Genomic DNA, 19,064 nt, shown 5'->3' on the forward strand with positions numbered 1-19,064 from the left:
TCGCACCATGAATGGTGGCCGTAAGATCCGGGTGCTGGTGGTCGAGGACTCGCCCGTGGTCCAGCAGCTGCTCGCCCATGTCATCGGCGCCGATCCGCGGCTGGAGGTGGCGGGCATCGCCTCGTCGGGCGAGCAGGCGCTGCGCATGGTCGAAAGCGTGAAGCCCGACGTGGTGTCGCTGGACATCCGCCTGCCGGGCATCGACGGCTTCGCCGTGACCACCCGGCTGATGCGGGAACACCCGGTGCCGATCGTCGTCGTGGCGTCGGACGTGCACGACCTGGACATTCCCATGCGCGCGCTCCAGGCCGGGGCGCTGGCCGTGGTGGAAAAGCCGGGCAGCATGGCGCGGGCGGACTACCAGACCGTGGCGCGCCACCTCTGCACCCAGCTGACGATCATGAGCCAGGTCAAGGTCATCCGCCAGCGCGGCCGCCCGCGCGAGGACGGCGTGCCGGCCGCGGCACCACCCCCCAGGCCCGCCGCCCCGCCGCCGGAGGCGGCCAACCGGGGGTACCGGGCGCTGGGCCTCGTCGCCTCCACCGGCGGGCCGGCGGCGCTGGTCAAGGTGTTGAAGGGCCTGCCGACCACCTTCCCGCTGCCGGTCTTCGTGGTGCAGCACATCGGCGCGCCCTTCGTGGCGGGCTTCGCTTCCTGGCTGGGGTCGGTCTGCCCGCTGCCGGTCGTGCTGGCCCAGCACAACACGCCCTGCCGGCCGGGCCACGTCTATGTGGCGCCCGGCGATACCCACCTGGCCGCCGATCCCGGCGCCATGCGGCTGGTCGACGGCGACATGGTGTGCGGCCAGCGCCCGTCGGGCGACGTGCTGTTCACCTCCATGGCCTCGGCCTTCGGCGCCGCGGGCATCGGCGTGCTGCTGACCGGCATGGGCGAGGACGGCGCCCGCGGCCTTGTGGACATGCACCGGGCCGGCGCCTACACCATCGCCGAACACGCCTCGACGGCGGTGATCCACAGCATGCCGGGCACGGCGGTGCGGCTGGGCGGCGTTTCGGAGGAACTGCCGGTGGACAAGGTGGCGGCGCGGCTGCTGGAACTGGTTTCGACGGTTAAGGAGGCATCATGACCGGCTCCCGCGCCCTGATCGTGGTCGCCTCGCAGACGCAGGGGCTGCTGCTGAAGCTGCTGCTGGAGGAGCAGGGCATCGAGGCCGCCTGCGTGGACGCGCTGGAACCCGCGGTGGTGGAGCTGTACCGCCAGCCCGCTGACCTGCTGATGGTGGAAGGCGATGGCTCCGCCCCGCAGGTCCTGGCGGAGCTGCGGCGCTTCGCCCCCGCCCCGGCCATCCTGCTGGGCTCGGCGGAGCGCGCGGCGGCGATCCCGCTGCCCAACGACGCCCAGTGGGCCGACCCGGCGGATTCCCGCGCCGTCGTGCGCGACGCCATCGCCGTGCTGGAGCGGCGCAACGCCCCGCCGACCGTGTCCGACATCCTGAAGCGGGCGCGCATCCTGATCGTGGACGACAGCGCCACCTACCGCGAGTTCCTGCGCGCGGAACTGGAGGAGGACGGCTGCCACGTCGTCGCCGCCCGCAACGCCGACGAGGCGGTGACCGCGCTGGAGGACGGCGGGCTCGACTGCGTGATCCTCGACCTCGTCATGCCCGGCACCAGCGGCACCCAGCTGTGCGAGCGGTTCGACCGCTTCCGCCGCCGCCGCGGACTGTTCTTCCAGATCGTCATCCTGACCAGCCAGGAGGGCGAGGACCGCCTGACGGCCAGCCTGACGGCGGGCGCGGACGATTTCATTGGCAAGTCGCAACCCATGGAGGTTCTGAAAATCCGCCTGATGGCCCTGCTGCGGCGCAAATACATGGTGGAGGATCACCTCCAGCGGATGTTGCACCCCGTTCCTTCTGCATAGGAACGTCTAGAGCTTTCGGGCGATTTCATCGTGTACGCACCAAAGGCTAAGGTGCGCGGCATGGCACCAAAGCGATTAGGGGAATTTCGTGACGCTTCGCCATAAGGACAGCAGGGCCAACGACAGGCCGCAGGACGGGACCGAGTGCGTCGCCAACGCGCGCCGGATCTGCCGCGCCTGCGCGGTGCCGGCCTTCGTGCTGTCCGGCGCGCCGGACACCCCCCTGCTCTTCCCCAACGACGAGCTGGCCGCCCTGCTGGGCAAGAGCCCCGGCGACGCCCTGCCGGCGGCCGCCTGGCTCGGCGCCGGCTGGCCCGCGGTCGCCGCCGCCGTGAAGCCGCTTTTCGCCGCCGCCGCAATCCCGCAGGAGGGCGTCCCGCAAGAGGGCGTTCCCTTCGCGCTCACGCCGCACACCAGCGGGGCGGAGCCGGTTCTGTTCCGCGCCGTCCCGCTGACCGAGGGCGGGCGGACCGTCGGCGCGCTCGCCGTCGCCGCGCAGCCGATGCCGGACCACCGCGCCACCTCCCGCATGGAAAAGGCCATGCGCGCGGAGATCGAGCGGACGAGCGCCGCGCGCTCCCGTTTCCTCGCCTCGGCCAGCCACGACCTGCGCCAGCCCTTCCAGGCCATGCGCCTGTTCCTCGACGCGCTCTGCTCGCAGATCACCGACGAGAAGGCGCGCCACACCGCGGACATGCTGGGCAACGCCATGACGGCGGGGGAGCGGCTGCTGAACGCGCTGCTCGACATCTCCACGCTCGATGCCGGGACGGTGCAGCCCGACCTGCAGACCGTGGCGCTCGACGAGTTGCTCGGCCAGCTGGTGGAGGAATTCCGGCCGCAGGGCCAGGAGAAGGGGCTGCGCCTGCGCGCCCGCCTGTGCCCCGGCAGCGCAGCGACGGACCCCGTGCTGTTCGGGCGCATCATGCGCAACCTGCTGTCCAACGCCATCCGCTACACCCAGCGCGGCGGCCTGCTGCTGGCCATGCGGCGGCGCGGCGACCAGTGGCGGATCGAGGTGTGGGACACCGGCTTCGGCGTCCCGGACGAGCAGCTGACCGCCATCTTCGACGAGTTCCACCAGCTCCAGAACCCGAACCGCGACCCGACGCGCGGCCTCGGCCTCGGCCTCGCCATCGTGCGGCGCCTGTCGGACCTGCTGGGCACCTCGGTGGACGTGCGCTCCCGCGTCGGGCGCGGTACAGTCTTCTCCGTCACCATCGACGCCGTAGCCCCGCTCGCCGTCGAGGCGGTTCCGGACACCGCCGCAGCCGCCACGGCCGCGCCGCCCGCGTCCGGCGGGGCGGCGCTCGCCGGCATGACCGTGCTGGCCGTGGACGACGAGGCGATGGTGCTGACCGGCCTCCAGATGATCCTGGAAAGCTGGGGCTGCACGGTCGCCGCCGCCGGCGACATGCGCGAGGTCTTCGCCGTGCTGGACGCCCTGCCAGAGCCGCCGGCGGTGATCCTGACCGACCTGCGCCTGCCCGGCACGGTGTCCGGCTTCGACGTGATCGACCGCGTCCGCCGCCTCTACAACCGCGACATCCCCGCCGTCGTCCTGAGCGGCGAAACGGCCCAGAGCGCCCTCCTGGAAGGCCAGCGCCGCGGCTGCTCCTTCCTGCACAAGCCGCTGCACCCCGGCGAACTGCGGCAAGTTCTGGAGCAGATCCGGCGGGGGTGACACTCCCTCACCCCGGAAGCGTCACCACAAACCGCGTCCCCGGCCGTGTCCGCTCGATGTCCAGCGTCCCATCGAGCTGCCGCACGAGCCCGTCGACCAGCGTCATGCCTGTGCCGGACGACCGCATGACGTTCAATCCCTCCGGCAGGCCCACGCCGTTGTCGGCGACGGTCAGCCGGTAACCGTCCTCCCCATGGCGGTCGAAGCGCACCGCGACCTGCCCCAATCCGCCATCCTGGCCCGCATCCGGAAAGGCGTGCTTCAGCGCGTTGAGGATCAGCTCGGTGGTGATCAGCCCGAGCGACGACGCGCGGCCGGTCGGCATCTGCAGGCTGACCGGCACCTCGGCCGTCACCCGGCACCGGTCGCCGTCCGCGAAGGCCGCTGCGAGCTGGTCGACCAGACCACGCAGATAGTCGGCAACGTCCAGCGCCGCGAGGTCCCGCCGCGTCGCCTCGAACAGGCGGCGGTGGACGACGGCCATGGCCTTCACGCGGGTGAAGGCCTGCTCCACGACACGGAGAGCCTGGGGATCGGCGATCGAGCGCATCTGGATGGACAGCACGCTGTGCAGCAGCTGGAAGCCGTTCATGAAGCGGTGGCTCATCTCGTGCGCCACCAGTTCGTTCTGGCGGGCCTCCGCCAGCGCCGCCGTCAGCTCCTGCTCCGCACGCTTTGCGGCGTCGATGTCCGTGGCCACGGCGACCGCGCCGATGATCTCCCCGGCCTCGTTCCGCAGGGGCGCCGCCGACACGCGGGCCCACAGCTCGCTGCCGTCGTCCTGCCGGTACCGGAAATCGACCCCCGGCACCACCGTTTCCCCACGCAGGGCGCGCGCGCCGGGAAAATCCATCCGCGCGACGGGCGTCCCGTCCGGCGCGAAACCGCGCCAGCGCTCGCCGTCGCGCTCGTCCATCGACGGCATGACGTCCCCGGCGAAGCGGCGCATGGCCGCGTTGATCCGCGTGACGCGCCCCTGCCGGTCGTACACGGCGACCCCGACCGGAAGATGGTCGAGCATCGAGGACAGCAGCGCCTCGCTCGCCTCCCGCTCGGCGACGCTCCGGTTCCGCTCGATCAGGAAGGCCGAGGTCCGCGCGATCAGGTCCATCGCCTCCAGGTCGTCCGCCCCGGGGTCCCTCACCATCCCGTGGTAGACGGCCAGAACCCCCGCCACCCGGCCAGCGGGCGAGCGGATCGGCGTCGACCAGCAACAGCGGATGCCATGGGCCCGCGCGAAGGGCACATACGGCGCCCAGAGCGGATCCCGCTCCACGTCGCGCACGATGACGCGCTGGCCGGTGTGGGCCGCCGTCCCACAGGACGGCACGTCGGGGCCGATGCCGAAGGGGTCGACGATGGCGCGGTAGGCGTCCGGCAGCCCTTCCACGGCGACAAGCCGCAGGCAGAGCCCGATTTCGTCGACGATGAAAATGGCCGCCTTGGCGGCCCATTGCTCGGCGGCGGCCTGGACCAGCAGGGACAGCTTGTCCTCGATCGGCGCGTCCCCGACCGCGAGGTCGAGGGCTCTTTTCCAGTCCAAACGCACCCCCACTCCGCCGATCTGTCCCGCCGGCCGACTCAATTGCAACGAAATGGTCGAATGGGCAATCTTACGCGGCCCCGCATCCGCTTGCCATGGCTTTGCGCTAGGTCTTTCGTCCGGATCGGAAAATGCCGCCGGACGCGGGGGCACGTCCGGCGGACCGAAGGGGCGGGAGGAGAGGCTTACTCCGCGGCCACCGCGACACGGTCGAGCCGCTTGGCAATGCCGGCGCCATAGGCCGGGTCGGCAGCGAAGAAGTGCGTCAGCTGCCGCTGCTGGATGGCGTCCGGGGCCTGCCGCAGGGAGCCCGCGATGTTGTCCATCAGCCGCTCCTGCGCTTCAGCACCCATCAGGCGGAAGAGCGCGCCGGCCTGCGCGTAGTCGTCGTTGCCCTCCCGGTGGTCGTAGCGGGCGGAGTCGCCGGAAATGCGCAGCGGCGGTTCCGCGGCGGCGGCGCTCTGCGCGGGGCCATTGAAACTGTTCGGCTCGTAGTTCGGGCGGCCGCCGCCGTTGCCGTCGAAGCGCATCGCCCCGGCGCGCTGGTAGTTGCGGACGTCGGCCGCGTGCGGGCGGTTCACCGGCAGCGCCTGGTGGTTGGCGCCCAGGCGGTAGCGCTGCGCGTCGGCGTAGGCGAACAGGCGGCCCTGCAGCATCTTGTCCGGGCTGAAGGAGATGCCGGAGACCACGTTGGCCGGGGTGAAGGCCGACTGCTCGACCTCGGCGAAGTAGTTCTCCGGGTTGCGGTTCAGGATCAGCTCGCCGACCTCGATCAGCGGGTAGTCGCCGTGCGGCCACACCTTGGTCAGGTCGAAGGGGTTGATGCGGTAGGCGTCGGCCTCCAGCTCCGGCATGATCTGCACCGACACGGTCCAGGCCGGATGGTCGCCGTCCTCGATGGCGGCGAACAGGTCGCGGGTGGCGTGGTCGGGGTCGATGCCGGCCATGCGGGTGGCCTGCTCCGCCGTCAAGTTCTGGATGCCCTGGCGGGTCTTGAAGTGGTACTTGACCCAGAAGCGCTCGCCGGCCGCGTTGATCCACGAGAAGGTGTGGCTGGAGAAGCCGTCCATGTGGCGGTAGCCACGCGGCGTGCCGCGGTCGCTGAACAGGATCGTCACCTGGTGCAGCGTCTCGGGCGACAGCGAGAAGAAGTCCCAGACCGCCGTCGGGTCCTTCAGGTTGGTCGCCGGGTTGCGCTTCTGCGTGTGGATGAAGTCGGGGAACTTCAGCGGGTCGCGGATGAAGAAGACCGGCGTGTTGTTGCCGACGATGTCGTAGTTGCCGCCCTCGGTGTAGAGCTTCAGCGCGAAGCCGCGCGGGTCGCGGTCGGCGTCGGCGGAGCCCTTCTCGCCGCCCACGGTGGAGAAGCGCAGGAACACCTCCGTCTCTTTCCCGACCGTGTTCAGGAAGGCTGCCTTGGTGTAGGGCGTGACGTCGCAGGTCACGCGGAAAAGGCCGTAGGCGCCCGCACCCTTGGCGTGGACCACGCGCTCCGGAATGCGCTCACGATTGAAATGGGCGAGCTTTTCCAGCAGGTGGAAATCCTGGATCAGCACCGGGCCGCGCGGGCCGGCGGTCAGCGAATTCTGGTTGTCCGCGACGGGAATGCCGGAGGCGGTGGTCAGGGTGCTCATCTCTCTACTCCTCGGATCGTTTCTTGTCTGGGTTTCCAATGCGGACCGCTTACCCCCTGTTTATCCGGCGCTGCGTCCGATATATCCAAGACATCAATCCAATCCGATGGATAGAACGATCCTATGAATATAGCCGGGCTCTCGCTGCGCGACCTGGAATACGCGGTCGCCGTCGCCGACCACCGGCATTTCGGCAAGGCGGCGGAACGCTGCTCGGTCAGCCAGCCGTCGCTCAGCGCCCAGGTCCGCAAGCTGGAGGAACTGCTGGGCGTCACCCTGTTCGAGCGGACCAGCCGGCGCGTGCTGGTCACCGCCCAGGGGGAGGCGGTGATCCGCCAGGCGCGCGTCGTGCTGGAGGAGGCGCAGAAGCTGCTGGCCGTGGTGCGGGGGACGGAGGGGACCCTGCTCGGCCGCCTATCCGTGGGCGCCATCCAGACACTGGGACCCTACCTGTTCCCGCACTTGCTGCCGGCCATGCGGAGGCACCTGCCCGGCGTGCAGCTGGTCCTGTCGGAAGGCCGCACGGAAGGCCTGCTGGACGAGCTGCGGGAGGGCCGGCTCGACGCCGTCCTGCTGTCCCTGCCGATCGGGGGGGAGGGGCTGACCTGCGCGTCCCTGTTCTTCGAGCCCTTCGTGCTGGCCCACCCCGCCGGCCACCGACTGGAGGGTCTGCCCACCCTCGCGCTGGCCGACCTCGACCCCGGGGAGCTGGTGCTGCTGGAGGAGGGGCACTGCCTGCGCGACCAGGCGCTGGCCGTCTGCGGCGCGACCGCCCGCGGCTTGCGCCACGCGACCGGGCTGGAGACCCTGCGCCACATGGTCGCCGCCGGGGCCGGCACCACGCTGATGCCCCTGCTGGCGACCGGCGACGGAGCGACCGTGGGCGGGCTCGTCGCCTACCGGCCCTTCCACGGGGACGACCCGCCCGGCCGGGTGATCGGGCTGGTGTGGCGGGCCGGCGACCCGCGCGCCCCGGGCTTCCGCGCCCTGGCCGACCGCTTGCGCGCCGCCGCCCCGCTGGGCGTGCGCCTACTCTGAGACGCTGTCCGGCGGCGCCACGAAGGACAGGTGGTGCAGCACGATGCCGCTCGTCGTCGCGACGTTGAGGGAATCGAAGCTGCCCGCCATGGGGATGCGCACCGTGCGGGTCCGCGCCAGCACCGCGGCCGGCAGCCCCGGCCCTTCGGAGCCCAGCAGCAGGGCCGCCCGCTCCGGCCGGCTCAAGCCCGCCAGCGTGACCGACCCCGCCGGGCTCAGCGACAGGGTGGCGAAGCCGTGCCGCTCCAGCAGCCCCACCAGATCCGTTCCGGCCGCCAGCCGGACGAAGGGCACCATCAGCGTCGCCCCGACCGACACGCGGATGGCCTTGCGGTAGAGCGGGTCGCAGCAGCCGGAATCGAGCAGCACCGTGTCGACCCCGAAGGCCGCGGCGTTGCGGAAGATGCCGCCGACGTTGTCGTGGTTGCCGATGCCGCACAGCGCCAGCACCACCGCGCGCGGTCCCAGATTGGCCAGCAGCGCGCCCGGTTCCGGCTCCGCCGCGCGCCGGCCGAGCGCCAGGATGCCCCGGTGCAGCGGAAACCCCGCGACCGCGTCCAGCACCGCCTGCCCGGCCGCGTAGACGGGAACCCCCTCCGGCACGTGCTCCAGCATCGGCATCAGCGCCTCGACCCGCTTCTCCGCGATCAGCAGCGACAGGGCCTCGTGGCGCGACGCGGTCAGCAGGCTGCGCAGCACCACCGCGCCTTCGGCGATGAACAGCCCCTCACGCCCCACAAGATCGCGCTCGCGCACGTCGCGGTAGGGGGCGATGCGGGGATCAAGGGGATCGTCGATGGGGATGATGGCCGGCATGGCGCCCTGTGTAGCGCCCCGGCCGTCCGGCCGAAAGCCGGAAAGCTCCTGCGGTTTGTGAAGCGGCTCACTTCGGCATCGGCTGCGGAGGTCTATCCCTGCATCAACCAGACCCGCTGCCCCAAAAAAACCGGAGGAGACGACCATGCGAACCACCATGCGAATTCCTGGCGCCGCCCTGCCGCGCTCCCTCGCCCTGACGGTTCTGGCCGTCTGCCGCGCGGTCACGCCACGCCGCCGCCCCCGCGCCGCCGACCCGCACCGGTTCGACGACCGCCTCCTGCGCGACATCGGCGTCAGCCGCGCCGACCTGATGTCCGCCAGCCGCTTGGGGCGGTCGCGGATGAGCGACCGCATGGATTGAGTGGTCGTGTTGGGCCCCCACCCTAACCCTCCCCCACCTTCGGCGAGGGAGGGGACTGCCGCCGCCCGACCCTAAAAGCCCTCCCTCGCCGAAGGTGGGGGAGGGTTGGGTGGGGGCACAACGCAACCACGTCCAAACCCCCACCCAACTCCCCATCACGCCGCCCGCAGCGGCCAGAACAGCGCGATGGCGGCGGTGCCCAGCACCACCACGATGATCGACAGCGGCAGGCCCAGCCGCCAGTAGTCGCCGAAGCGGTAGCCGCCCGGTCCCATCACCAGCGTGTTGCACTGGTGGCCGATCGGGGTGAGGAAGTCGCAGCCCGCCCCGACCGCCACCGCCATCAGGAAGGCGTCCGGCCGCAGCCCCAGGTGGTTGGCCAAGCTGGCGCCGATCGGCGCCATCACCAGCACCGTCGCCGCGTTGTTCAGGAAGGGCGTCACCGCCATGGCCGCCACCAGCATCAAGGCCAGCGCGCCGATCGGCGGCAGGCCCTGCGCCGCCACCGAGAGCCAGCCGGCGATCAGCTCCGTCCCGCCGGTGGTGCGCAGCGCCTCGCTCACCGGGATCAGGGCGGCGAGCAGCACCAGGATCGGCCACTCGATGGCATCGTAAGCCTCCTTCAGCGTCACGACGCGCAGCGCCGTCATGGCGACCGCCGCACCGAAGAAGGCCACCACCACCGGCACTGTTCCGGTCGCCACCAGGGCGATGGTGACGACCATCACCGACAGCGCCACCCACCGCTTGCGCACGCGGCCGATGGCGAGGTCGCGCTCCGCCAGCGGCAGGCAGCCCAGCGCCGACAGCGTCTCCGACAGGCCGCTCGCCCGCGCCTGGAGCACCACGAGGTCGCCCAGCTGGAAGCGCACCCGGCGCAGCCTCTGGCGGATCGGCCGGCCGCGCCGGCTCAGCGCCAGCAGGTTGACCCCGAAGCGCTCGCGCAGGCTCACGTCCTCCACCGTCGTGCCGACCAGCGGGGAGCGCGGCTCCACCACCGCCTCGATCACCGCGAGGTCCTCGTCGCTCTCCACCCCCTCCAGATCCTTTTCGTGCATCAGCTCCAGGCCGGCGTACTTGACGATGTCGGCCAGCGCCTGGGTGTCGGCCTCCAGCACCAGCACGTCGCCGGCGAACAGCACCCAGTGGCCGGAGGGGACATAGCGCCGGTGCCGCTCCCGGATGACTGCGGCGACGGTCACGTCGCCCTCGCCGAAGGCCTCCAGGTCGGCGACGGTCTTGTTGACGAAGGGCGAGGTCTCCGGCAGCCGCACCTCCGCCGTGTAGTCGTCGATGGAGAAGCCGGCCGCACCCGACGCCGCCTTCCGCCCCTTCGGCAGCAGCCGGTGGCCGACCGTCAGGAAGGCCACACCCGCCACCGCGATGACCAGCCCCACGGGCGTGAAGTCGAACATGGAGAAGGGCTCGCCCACCATCTCGGTCCGCAGCCGGCTGACGATGATGTTGGGCGAGGTGCCGACCAGCGTCATCAGCCCGCCGAGCAGCGAGCCGAAGGCCATGGGCATCAGCAGGCTGGACGCCGAGCTGTTGTTGCGCCGCGCCACCTGCATGGCGATGGGCATGAAGATGGCCAGCGCCCCGATGTTCTTGACCACCGCCGACAGCAGCGTGACGGCGCCGGTCAGCACGATGATCTGCGCCGGGACGGTCTTCATGCGCCCGCTCAGCGGCCGCATCGCCTCCTCCACGATGCCCGACCGGCCGACCGCCGCGCTGACCACCAGGGCCGAGGCGACGATGATCACGATGTCGTCGGAAAAGCCGCGGAAGGCCTCGTCCGGTTTCACGATGCCGACGCCCACGGCCACCAGCAAAGCCAGCATGGCGACGAGGTCGTAACGCAGTCTGTCCCAGATCAGCAGCGCGATCACCGCGCCGATGATGCCGAAAGCGTAGGCTTGGTCGAGGGTCATGCGGCCTTTCGATCGTTTTCGTTATTGGGGGGCGTTTTCGTTATTGGGGAGCGTTTTCGTTATTGGGGGATCAGCGTTATTGGGATTTTCCGGACTCGCCGCGCGGTGTCGCCGCCCCGGCCGAGCCGGAGCTGTTGTTCGTCTTCGACGGCGACCGCGCGTCGCGGATCAGCTGGCCGCACTGCGGCTGCTCGTTGCTGCCGGGGTCGAGGAAGGGCAGCACGCTGGCCAGCGGGGTCAGCAGCACCCCCAGCGCCACCGCAGCGGCCCCGCGGGCGGTTGACTCCGTCGCGTTGACGCCGATGTCGGGATCGCCCAGCGTGCCGCGGACATGGACGGGCACATGCGTGGCGAAGACCTGCGGCTTCTTGGCCCGGCCCAGCACGTTCAGGTCCAGCGCCTCGTTGCGCAGGTTGATCGTGCCGTCGGCGGTAACCAGCGTTTCCGGCGTGTCCAGCACCAAGGCCTCGCTCTTCACCACGCCCTTGTCCACCGACAGGTTGGCGACCAGGCAATTGAAGGGCAGCGGCTTGTCGCCCGACAGCACGATCCCCAGCGTTTCCAGGATGTTGGTCTTCAGCCCCTTGATGGCGTAGCTGGTGATCTTCCCGCCGTCAACCGCCACGCCGAGCTTGCCGTCTGATGAGCCCAGGATGTCGGCCACCGTGGCACCACGCCCGGTCAGCTGGATGCGGCCGCTCGCCGTGCCGCCCATCTCCTGGGCGAAGCGGGTCTCGCGGAACAGCTGGGCGAGCCTGACCTGCCGCACCTCCAGGTTGGAACGCAGCGCCGGCACCTTCTGGCTGCCGTCCAGCACGGTCGTCCCAGCGATCTTGCCGCCGCCCATGCCCAGCGACATCGGGTCGATGGTCATCTTGCCGTTGGCCAGCACGATGTGGGCGGTCAGGTCGTCCAGCGGGGAGAAGGGCGCCTCCACATGCTCGCCGCGGAATTTCACGTCCATGTCGGCGTTGCGCAGCTTCTCCACCGGCACCTTGGTGGCGGGAATGATGCGGTCCGCCTTCTTGGTCGGGTAGTCGCCCTTGCCTTCGGGGGAGGCGCCGATGAAGCCCGCCATGTCGATGGCGGCCAGCTTCTTCGACGTCAGGTCGCCGGTGATCTTCGGCCGCTCGCCGCCGGTGTCCACGGCCACAACGCCGGACAGGTCGCTCTCCCCGACCTTGCCCTTCATGCCGTCGAAGCGCCAGACGGTGCCGTCCCGCCCCAGGTGGCCGGTCAGGCTGTAGGGGCGGGTCTTCGGCGTCGGGATGCCCAGGATGGGGAAGACGTCGGACAGGTCGTCGCCGCTCAGCGCCACGGACAGGTCCACGCCCTCCAGCTTCACCGGTTCGGCGATGGAGCCCTCGATCTTCCCCTTGGTCTTGCCGACCGCGGTCTCGACCTTGATCGGGTAGGGCTTCGGGTTGTCGCGCAGGTATTGCAGCGAGCCGCCTTCGACCAGCAGCGTGAAGGGCTTGCCGGCGAAGTTGCCGTTGCCGTCCAGATGGACCTCCGCGTCGCCGTTGCCGCCGGTGGCGGTGTTGATGCCGCTGTCGATGTCGATCTTGCTGGTCGGGTCGCGGTAGCGGACACGGCCGTCCTCGATCGCCAGCGCCTCGATGATGGGGATGTCGCCGCGCTTGTCGGGCTTCACCGACTCCTTGGCGACCTCCTTGCGCGGGTCGGGCCCGCCGAAGTTCCAGTTCGGCTCACCGTCCTTGTTCTTCTCCAGCACCAGCTTGGGCGCCGACAGGCGGATTTCCGGAAACTCGTAGTTGCCGCGCAGCAGCGGCCACAGGCGCAGCTGGGCGTCCAGCACCTTCAGCGCGGCCATGGTCTTCTCGTCGCTCCAGTCCGCGTTGGCGACGCGCACGCCCTCGACGTGGATGCGGATGGGGTCGCCCAGCTTCACCTTGAAATCGCCGTCGATGGCGACCTCGCGGTTCAGGGCCTTGGTCGCCTGCCGCGCGATGAAGCCGCGGGCGTCGTTCCAGTCGAACACGGCGAGCGCGATCCCCACCCCCGCCGCGATCACGACCACAAGCCCCAGCAGGCCGAGGCCGATCCATTTCAACACGGCCATCTACCGCGCCTCCCGTCCTTGAATGATCCCATAACGGGCAACAGGGCACGGGTGTGGCACGTTACCTCCAAAGGACCACAGTCCCGATCGGGGGTGCCGCCGGACCGAAGCGGTCCCACTGGATTTAACGAAAAATTGATTCAATGATGTTTTCGTACAAACCCTGATCAACCCCGTCCCGACAGCCGGTCCAGGACCATGCGCTCACTCACCAATTTCGCCCCCTCGACCTTTGAAGAGCGTGGCGCGGCCGTGGGTTTCACCACGCCGGTGCTGGCGCAGACCCGGGTGCGAAAGGACGACCGGGAACAGCTGGAAGTGCTGATCCCGAACCTGTCGGAAGGGCGCGGGGTCTATGTCGTTCCGTGGAAGGGCCTGCCGCTGGCCTTTCCGATGACGGTGCACGACCGCATGTTACAGGAACTCATTCACAGGGGCGAAGGCTGCTCCCCGGACGACATACGCAAGGCGGTGCTGGAGGCGGCGCGCTGCGGGCTGGCCGGTCCCCTGGCGGTGGAGGCGGCGGAGGCGGCGCTGCGCGACGACGACGAGCAGCGGCTGCTCATCAACTTCCAATTGATCGTGGAGGTGCTGAAGGCCGCCGGCCTGGAATCGACGGAGATCCTGCGCGCCGGCCTGGGGTCGGAGGCGGGGCAGAAGCTGACCCGCTCCTACATGGCCAAGGCCGCGCAAAGCTTCGCCATTGAGCCGACGGAGCTGTACGCCCGCGTCGCCGAACTGGCCGTCTTCATGGAGCCGGTGGGCATCGGCACTTCGCCCAAGCCGGCGCGGCTGCGCCGCCTGATGCGCGACCTGCTGCAGTTCCGCGACAGCATGACGGAATGGTCGGTCGACAACGTGTCCGAATCCGCCCCGATCGGCACCTTCTGCGCGGAGGTGGCGGAGCACACGCTGAACCACGTCCGCAACGTCGTGACGCAGCTCGACCAGTCCGTGGCGTCCTTCGAAACCCTGCTGCGGCAGTGGGACACCAAGCGCACGGCCGTCCGCCGGTCGACGACGCGGCTGTCCTGGCTGCTGGACGGCTGGGACTTCATCGTCAACACCTGGACGGCCGCCCAGGAGAAGAGCCGGCACGAGCAGGACATGACCGTGCACGAGCTGTTCCGCGTCCTTCCCTTGCTGCCCAAGGACGAGGAGCGCGCGGACCACGCCCTGCAGGCCGACCGCGTGCTGGCGGCGAACCGCCGGACCGTCAGGGCCTATGTTGATTGGCGCAGTGGTCAACTCGACATGGACCTTGTAATGCGGATTGAGGCGATCAAGGGAAAGGCGGCCTGAGCGATGGACCCGAAGGCGATTCTCGGGCTTGGCTCCAAGCTCCTCGACATCGACGAGGAACGCTTCCGCCAGGTCGTCGGCCTCCTGGAGCAGATCGGCGATCATCCGGAGGTGCAGAAGACCTTTTCCCTGATCCGCCCGCGCTTGGCGGAGGTGCGGCCCAAACGGCGGCCGACCTTCAAGCGCCTGTTCTGCGAACCGTTCGAGGATCTGTTCGAGGTGCCGAACGGCAACCAGCCGGCGCCGCTGAACCGGATCGACCGCGCCGTGGTCAACAGCCTGTGGCCGCTGGTCGAGACGACCATCGGCAAGGACCGCCTGCGCGGCGTGACCGGCGCGTTGCGCGACGGCGCCGCCCGCGCGGAGCCGGCCGCCGCCTTCTGGGCGATGAGCGCCGGGGCGGTGGCCGACATCCTGGCGCAGCTGGAGCTGGGGCGCTACGTGGACGAGCTGGGCCTGCGCGTCAACCCGGACCGCCTGCGCACCATCCAGGACATTGCGCAGATCCTGGCGATCGCGCCGGCCGTGGACGAGATGAAGGCCGTCCTGGCCCCGAAGCCGGTGCAGAAGCTGCACAAGGACCACCTGGACGGCGTCCAGGCGGCCGGGCGCTCGGTGGCGCGCGGCCGGCCGGAGACGCTGAAGCTGTTCATCCTCCTGGCGGCGGCGCGCCTGTCCGACCCGTCGATCCTGCTGGGCGGCCTGTGGGACATGGACTTCGGGCAGAAGGCCAGCGAACGCGCCGCGCTGTTCCTGGAACTCAGCGGCACGGTGGTCGCCCGCATCGAGGAGCGGTCGCGCGGCGGCGCCGCGGCCACGCCCGGCGGCACGACCGACCGCATGGCCGCGGCCGACCTCGCCGTCGACCTGATGGCCAGCCTGGAGGCCACCCGATCCGCCATGGAATACAGCCGCAACAAGGAGTTCGACCAGCGGCTGAAGGCGGTCCGGGAATCGGTGCACGACATGGTCCGCACCCAGGTGCTGGACGGTGCCGACGGCGAGATCCTGACCGCCGTCGCCACCCTGACCAACGACGGCGGCACCGACACCGGCAAGATGGTGATGGCGGAAAACCAGGCCCGCGCGCTCCGCAAATGCTCGACCATCGCCGACACGCTCGGCCTGCGCGGCGAGTTGAAGAGCGTGACGCAAAAGGCGACCGCCTCCCTGACCGACACCGCGCGCCAGGTGCTGGTGGACGGCAACGGCGACGCCCGCACCGGCTACACCGCCATCCGCATGATCGAACTGATCTCCGGCCCCGCCGAAGCCAACCAGGTCATGGACCAGATCCTGCGCACGGGGCGGCGGTAGCGGAAAGCGCCGGAAGTTGGGCCCCACCCTAACCCTCCCCCATCTTCGCTCCCGCGCAAGCGAAGCTTGCGCTGACGCGGCAGGCGGACCTTCGGTCCGCCGAGAGCGGGGGAGGGAACTCCGCCGCTCCGACGCTCAACTCCTCCCCCCGCCGAAGGTGGGTGGAGGCTGGGAGGGGGGCCCAACGCGACAACCCCACGGACCACCATGCCCTACACTGGCTGGAAACTCCCCGACGGCGAGCGCGCCCGCCTGCTGGCGCTGTTCCCGCCCGCCTACGCCACCACCGTGGCGCACCACGTCACGCTGGCATTCGGCGTCGGCCCGCGGGCGCCCCTTCCCACGGAAACAAACGGCATCATCACCGGGATCGCCGACGACGGCGCCGGCGTGCAGGCGCTGGTCGTCTCCATCGGCGGGACCACGCGGCGCCTGGACGGCTCGACCTACCACGTCACCTGGTCGCTCGGCCCCGGCCGCAAGCCGGTGGAGTCGAACGACGTCCTCCGCGCCCGCGGCTGGACTCCGGTGCCGCCGGTGCCCGTCCGGCTGGAACCGCGCTACTTCCCCCGATAGGCGAGCCCGGAACCCTCCCCCGCCCTCGCCGGTTTCTGGCGAAGACCAAGGCAGTTGACAAAGGCAGATGGAGGACAGTGCGATGCGGATCGTTCTGACCGTCGCGGCGGCGCTGGCCGTCGGCATTCCCGCCCTGATGACGACGGATGCAGCCGCGCAGGGTTCCATGACCAACAAGATCCACGAAGCCCCCACCCTCACCACCAAGCGCGATCCGGGTGCGGCCCGCAAGAACTACGCGGAGAACGCCATGGCCCGGCAGGTGGAGCATCTGATCGGGCAGAAGGTGAAGGACCCGCAGGGCAACGACGTCGGCGACGTGGAGAACCTGCTGGTCCGCCCCGACGGTAAGGTCGCCGCCCTTGTGGTGGAATGGGGCACGCTGGCCGGGCTTCGCGGCAATCAGGTGGCTGTTCCGTGGAACGAGGTGGAGCTGTCGCCTGACGGCAAGCGGGTGACCGTCAACGCCACGCGCGACCAGCTGAAGGAGCAGCCGAAATACGACCCGGCCGTGCCGGCCGCCGCCGGCATCGACCCGGACATCAAGCCGTTCCGCTAATAGGCCTCAGCCGCCAGCGTTGCGCTTCAGTGCCTGCTCGCGGTGGAAGACGAACAGGCCGCTGCCGATGATCAGCAGCGCGCCGGCCGCAATGCGCAGCGTCGGCGGCGTACCCCAGACCAGCAGGTCGAGCACCACCGCCCAGACGATCGACACGTACTGGAACGGCACGACGACCGCCGCAGGGCTCAGCTGCAACGACCGGTTCATCGCCGCGTGCCCGGCCAGCGCCGTGACGCCGAGCGCGCCCAGCAGCAGGAAATCCACCCCCGGCGGCGCCACCCACACGACGGGCAGCGTCGCCGCGCCCATCAGGCCGGTGCCGAAGGTCTGATAGCTGACCAGCGACAGGTTGCGGGCGTCGCGCAGCAGGCGGGTGGTGATCATGCCCGTCGCGAAGATGGTCGTCCCGGTCAGCGCCACCAGCGAGGGCAGCGGGTCGAAGGCGCCCGTCGGGTTCAGCACCACGACCACGCCCGCGAAGCCCACCAGCACGGCGGCCCAGCGGCGCCAGCCCACCTTCTCCCCCAGGATCGGCACCGACAGGGCGGTGACCAGCAGCGGGGCGGCCATGTAGATCGTCATGACGTTGGCGAGCGGCAGCCAGCGCACCGCCCAGTAGAAGCAGGCGACCTCCGTCGTCACGCAGCCGACGCGCAGAAGATGCAACGGCAGCCGCTCCACCGCGAAGACGGCGCGCACGCCCTCCCGCAGGATCATCGGGGCCAGCAGCACCGCGCCGAACAGGCTGCGGATGGCCAGCAGCATGCCGACCGGGTATTCGCTGACCAGCCACTTGCCCAGCGCGTCGTTGACGGTGAACAGCGACATGCCCAGCAGCATCATCAGGATGCCCATCCGGTTGTCGGGCACGGCGGAAGCGGAGGCAGCGGCGATGGCGGTCATGGACCTTCACAAAAAACTAAATCCCCTCCCCCGCCCAGCTCTCGCGCAAACCGAAGGTTTGCGCTGACGCGGCAGGCGGACCTTCGGTCCGCCGAGAGCGGGGGGAGGGTTAGGGTGGGGGCCGGAGAGTGACGTTACGCGGCCCCTCAGATCACGCCCTTATCCCGCAGGGCGGCGATGTCCGCGGCGCATAGGCCCAGCGCCTCGCCCAGCACCGCGTCGGTGTGCTGGCCGAGCGTCGGCGGGGCGACCGTGTGCTCGATCGGCGTCGCGGAGTAGCGGATCGGGCTCGCCACCGTCGGCACGGTCCCGGCCTCCGGGTGCGGCAGGTCCTGGTGGATGTTGCGGGCCTGGACATGCGGGTCGGCGAAGACCTGCGCGATGTCGTTGATCGGCCCGCAGGGGACGCCCACCTCCTCCAGCGCGCCCAGCCAGTCGCGGCTGGTGCGCTGCTCCAGCAGCATCTCCAGGATCGCCACCAGCTCCTTGCGGTGGGCGACGCGGGCCGGGTTGGTGGCGTAACGCTCGTCCTGCGCCAACTCCGGCCGGCCGGCGACCTGGCAGAACTTGGCGAACTGGCCGTCGTTGCCGACCGCCAGGATGATGTGGCCGTCCAGCGTCGCGAAGGCTTGGTACGGCACGATGTTCGGGTGCGCGTTGCCCAGCCGCTGCGGCGCCTTGCCGCCGACCAGATAGTTCATCGCCTGGTTGGCCAGCACCGCCACCTGCACGTCGAGCAGGGCGAGGTTCACCCACTGCCCCTCCCCCGTCCGGTCGCGGTGGGCGAGCGCGCCCAGCACGCCGACGGTGGCGTAGAGCCCGGTGAAGACGTCCGTCACCGCGACGCCGACCTTGACCGGCCCGCCGCCCGCCTCCTGGTCCGGCTGGCCAGTGATGCTCATCAGCCCGCCCATGCCCTGGATCATGAAGTCGTAGCCGGCGCGCTTGGCGTAGGGGCCGTCCTGCCCGAACCCGGTGATGGAGCAATAGACCAGCCCCGGGTTGATCGCCTTCAGGCTCTCGTAGTCGAGCCCGTACTTGACCAGCCCGCCGACCTTGAAATTCTCGATGACCACATCGACCTCGGCCGCCAGCTTGCGCACGAGCGCCTGCCCTTCCGGCTGCTCGAAGTCGATGGTGATCGACCGCTTGCCGCGGTTGGTCGACAGGAAATAGGCCGACTGCTCCCCGGCCCAGGGCGGACCCCAGGCGCGGGTGTCATCGCCGGCCCCCGGCCGCTCCACCTTGATGACGTCGGCCCCAAGGTCGGCCAGCGTCTGCGCCGCCCACGGCCCGGCGAGCACACGGGACAGTTCCAGGACACGAACGTGCGAAAGAGGGCCGGGCATGGCAAAAATTTCCTTTTAGGGAATGCGCTTAGATCCCCTCGCCTCTTTGGAGCTCGGAGCCGACGGCCGAAGGCC

The 19,064-nt window shown here is 70.2% G+C and carries 16 protein-coding genes; 9 read left to right on the forward strand and 7 right to left on the reverse strand.

What is annotated here, in order from left to right; genetic code table 11:
* The first annotated feature begins 7 nt into the window (after positions 1–7).
* The 3 genes from cheB to M2351_RS42795 all read left to right on the forward strand — a co-directional run bounded on the left by cheB (position 8) and on the right by M2351_RS42795 (position 3,568).
* Complete coding sequence (gene cheB / locus M2351_RS42785) at positions 8–1,087, forward strand: chemotaxis-specific protein-glutamate methyltransferase CheB (RefSeq protein ID WP_264662034.1); 1,080 nt, start codon at positions 8–10, stop codon at positions 1,085–1,087.
* Positions 1,084–1,884, forward strand: a complete 801-nt coding sequence (locus tag M2351_RS42790; protein WP_264662035.1) for a response regulator transcription factor — start codon at positions 1,084–1,086, stop codon at positions 1,882–1,884. Before cheB ends, M2351_RS42790 begins: the two co-directional genes overlap by 4 nt.
* 88 nt (positions 1,885–1,972) lie before the next feature.
* On the forward strand, positions 1,973–3,568 hold the full coding sequence (locus M2351_RS42795) for an ATP-binding response regulator (protein WP_264662036.1): 1,596 nt from the start codon (positions 1,973–1,975) through the stop codon (positions 3,566–3,568).
* Between the two features lie 7 nt (positions 3,569–3,575).
* Here M2351_RS42795 and M2351_RS42800 read toward each other — a convergent pair whose 3' ends face one another.
* Both M2351_RS42800 and M2351_RS42805 read right to left on the reverse strand, forming a co-directional pair.
* Positions 3,576–5,111 (reverse strand): sensor histidine kinase, encoded by a 1,536-nt coding sequence (locus M2351_RS42800; RefSeq protein WP_264662037.1) that lies wholly within the window; start codon positions 5,109–5,111, stop codon positions 3,576–3,578.
* A 185-nt stretch (positions 5,112–5,296) separates the two neighbouring features.
* Positions 5,297–6,745 (reverse strand): catalase, encoded by a 1,449-nt coding sequence (locus M2351_RS42805; RefSeq protein WP_264662038.1) that lies wholly within the window; start codon positions 6,743–6,745, stop codon positions 5,297–5,299.
* 123 nt (positions 6,746–6,868) lie between these two features.
* Between M2351_RS42805 and M2351_RS42810 the strand changes: the two genes are divergently transcribed.
* Complete coding sequence (locus M2351_RS42810; RefSeq protein ID WP_264662039.1) at positions 6,869–7,783, forward strand: LysR substrate-binding domain-containing protein; 915 nt, start codon at positions 6,869–6,871, stop codon at positions 7,781–7,783.
* On the opposite strand, the gene M2351_RS42815 is transcribed toward M2351_RS42810, so the two are convergent.
* Positions 7,775–8,599, reverse strand: a complete 825-nt coding sequence (locus M2351_RS42815) for a TrmH family RNA methyltransferase (RefSeq protein WP_264662040.1) — start codon at positions 8,597–8,599, stop codon at positions 7,775–7,777. The genes M2351_RS42810 and M2351_RS42815 overlap by 9 nt on opposite strands.
* Before the next feature lie 145 nt (positions 8,600–8,744).
* Between M2351_RS42815 and M2351_RS42820 the strand changes: the two genes are divergently transcribed.
* Entirely contained in the window at positions 8,745–8,963 is a 219-nt protein-coding gene (locus M2351_RS42820) for a DUF1127 domain-containing protein (RefSeq protein WP_264662041.1), read from the forward strand.
* A 155-nt stretch (positions 8,964–9,118) separates the two neighbouring features.
* Here M2351_RS42820 and M2351_RS42825 read toward each other — a convergent pair whose 3' ends face one another.
* A complete protein-coding gene (locus M2351_RS42825; protein ID WP_264662042.1) occupies positions 9,119–10,897 on the reverse strand; it encodes an SLC13 family permease in 1,779 nt (592 codons plus the stop codon).
* A gap of 76 nt (positions 10,898–10,973) precedes the next feature.
* Positions 10,974–12,980, reverse strand: a complete 2,007-nt coding sequence (locus tag M2351_RS42830) for an AsmA family protein (RefSeq protein WP_264662043.1) — start codon at positions 12,978–12,980, stop codon at positions 10,974–10,976.
* A gap of 198 nt (positions 12,981–13,178) precedes the next feature.
* Between M2351_RS42830 and M2351_RS42835 the strand changes: the two genes are divergently transcribed.
* From M2351_RS42835 to M2351_RS42850, 4 genes are all read left to right on the forward strand, one after another.
* Positions 13,179–14,282, forward strand: coding sequence for a hypothetical protein (locus tag M2351_RS42835; RefSeq protein WP_264662044.1), 1,104 nt, complete (start codon positions 13,179–13,181; stop codon positions 14,280–14,282).
* 3 nt (positions 14,283–14,285) lie between these two features.
* Entirely contained in the window at positions 14,286–15,599 is a 1,314-nt protein-coding gene (locus M2351_RS42840) for a hypothetical protein (protein WP_264662045.1), read from the forward strand.
* 207 nt (positions 15,600–15,806) lie between these two features.
* Positions 15,807–16,175: a hypothetical protein gene (locus tag M2351_RS42845; protein ID WP_264662046.1), complete on the forward strand. Its 369-nt coding sequence runs from the start codon at positions 15,807–15,809 to the stop codon at positions 16,173–16,175.
* An 82-nt stretch (positions 16,176–16,257) separates the two neighbouring features.
* Positions 16,258–16,734 carry a PRC-barrel domain-containing protein gene (locus M2351_RS42850; RefSeq protein WP_264662047.1) on the forward strand — a complete coding sequence of 159 codons (477 nt, stop codon included), beginning with the start codon at positions 16,258–16,260 and terminating at the stop codon, positions 16,732–16,734.
* Between the two features lie 6 nt (positions 16,735–16,740).
* On the opposite strand, the gene M2351_RS42855 is transcribed toward M2351_RS42850, so the two are convergent.
* On the reverse strand, positions 16,741–17,640 hold the full coding sequence (locus M2351_RS42855) for a DMT family transporter (protein ID WP_264662048.1): 900 nt from the start codon (positions 17,638–17,640) through the stop codon (positions 16,741–16,743).
* Positions 17,641–17,786: 146 nt separating this feature from the next.
* The gene (locus M2351_RS42860; RefSeq protein WP_264662049.1) at positions 17,787–18,989 is read right to left on the reverse strand and encodes a CaiB/BaiF CoA transferase family protein; all 1,203 of its coding nucleotides are present in this window, start codon (positions 18,987–18,989) and stop codon (positions 17,787–17,789) included.
* Positions 18,990–19,064 lie beyond the last annotated feature (75 nt).

It is taken from the genome of Azospirillum canadense, from assembly GCF_025961225.1.
In the GTDB taxonomy this organism is placed as follows: domain Bacteria; phylum Pseudomonadota; class Alphaproteobacteria; order Azospirillales; family Azospirillaceae; genus Azospirillum; species Azospirillum canadense.

Bases quoted from the DNA above. Each gene is read 5' to 3' on its own strand.
- cheB (WP_264662034.1), top strand. From the start codon at position 8: ATGAATGGTGGCCGTAAGATCCGGGTGCTGGTGGTCGAGGACTCGCCC.
- M2351_RS42790 (WP_264662035.1), top strand. From the start codon at position 1,084: ATGACCGGCTCCCGCGCCCTGATCGTGGTCGCCTCGCAGACGCAGGGG.
- M2351_RS42805 (WP_264662038.1), bottom strand. From the start codon at position 6,745: ATGAGCACCCTGACCACCGCCTCCGGCATTCCCGTCGCGGACAACCAG.
- M2351_RS42810 (WP_264662039.1), top strand. From the start codon at position 6,869: ATGAATATAGCCGGGCTCTCGCTGCGCGACCTGGAATACGCGGTCGCC.
- M2351_RS42815 (WP_264662040.1), bottom strand. From the start codon at position 8,599: ATGCCGGCCATCATCCCCATCGACGATCCCCTTGATCCCCGCATCGCC.
- M2351_RS42820 (WP_264662041.1), top strand. From the start codon at position 8,745: ATGCGAACCACCATGCGAATTCCTGGCGCCGCCCTGCCGCGCTCCCTC.
- M2351_RS42825 (WP_264662042.1), bottom strand. From the start codon at position 10,897: ATGACCCTCGACCAAGCCTACGCTTTCGGCATCATCGGCGCGGTGATC.
- M2351_RS42830 (WP_264662043.1), bottom strand. From the start codon at position 12,980: ATGGCCGTGTTGAAATGGATCGGCCTCGGCCTGCTGGGGCTTGTGGTC.
- M2351_RS42835 (WP_264662044.1), top strand. From the start codon at position 13,179: ATGCGCTCACTCACCAATTTCGCCCCCTCGACCTTTGAAGAGCGTGGC.
- M2351_RS42840 (WP_264662045.1), top strand. From the start codon at position 14,286: ATGGACCCGAAGGCGATTCTCGGGCTTGGCTCCAAGCTCCTCGACATC.
- M2351_RS42845 (WP_264662046.1), top strand. From the start codon at position 15,807: ATGCCCTACACTGGCTGGAAACTCCCCGACGGCGAGCGCGCCCGCCTG.
- M2351_RS42850 (WP_264662047.1), top strand. From the start codon at position 16,258: ATGCGGATCGTTCTGACCGTCGCGGCGGCGCTGGCCGTCGGCATTCCC.
- M2351_RS42855 (WP_264662048.1), bottom strand. From the start codon at position 17,640: ATGACCGCCATCGCCGCTGCCTCCGCTTCCGCCGTGCCCGACAACCGG.
- M2351_RS42860 (WP_264662049.1), bottom strand. From the start codon at position 18,989: ATGCCCGGCCCTCTTTCGCACGTTCGTGTCCTGGAACTGTCCCGTGTG.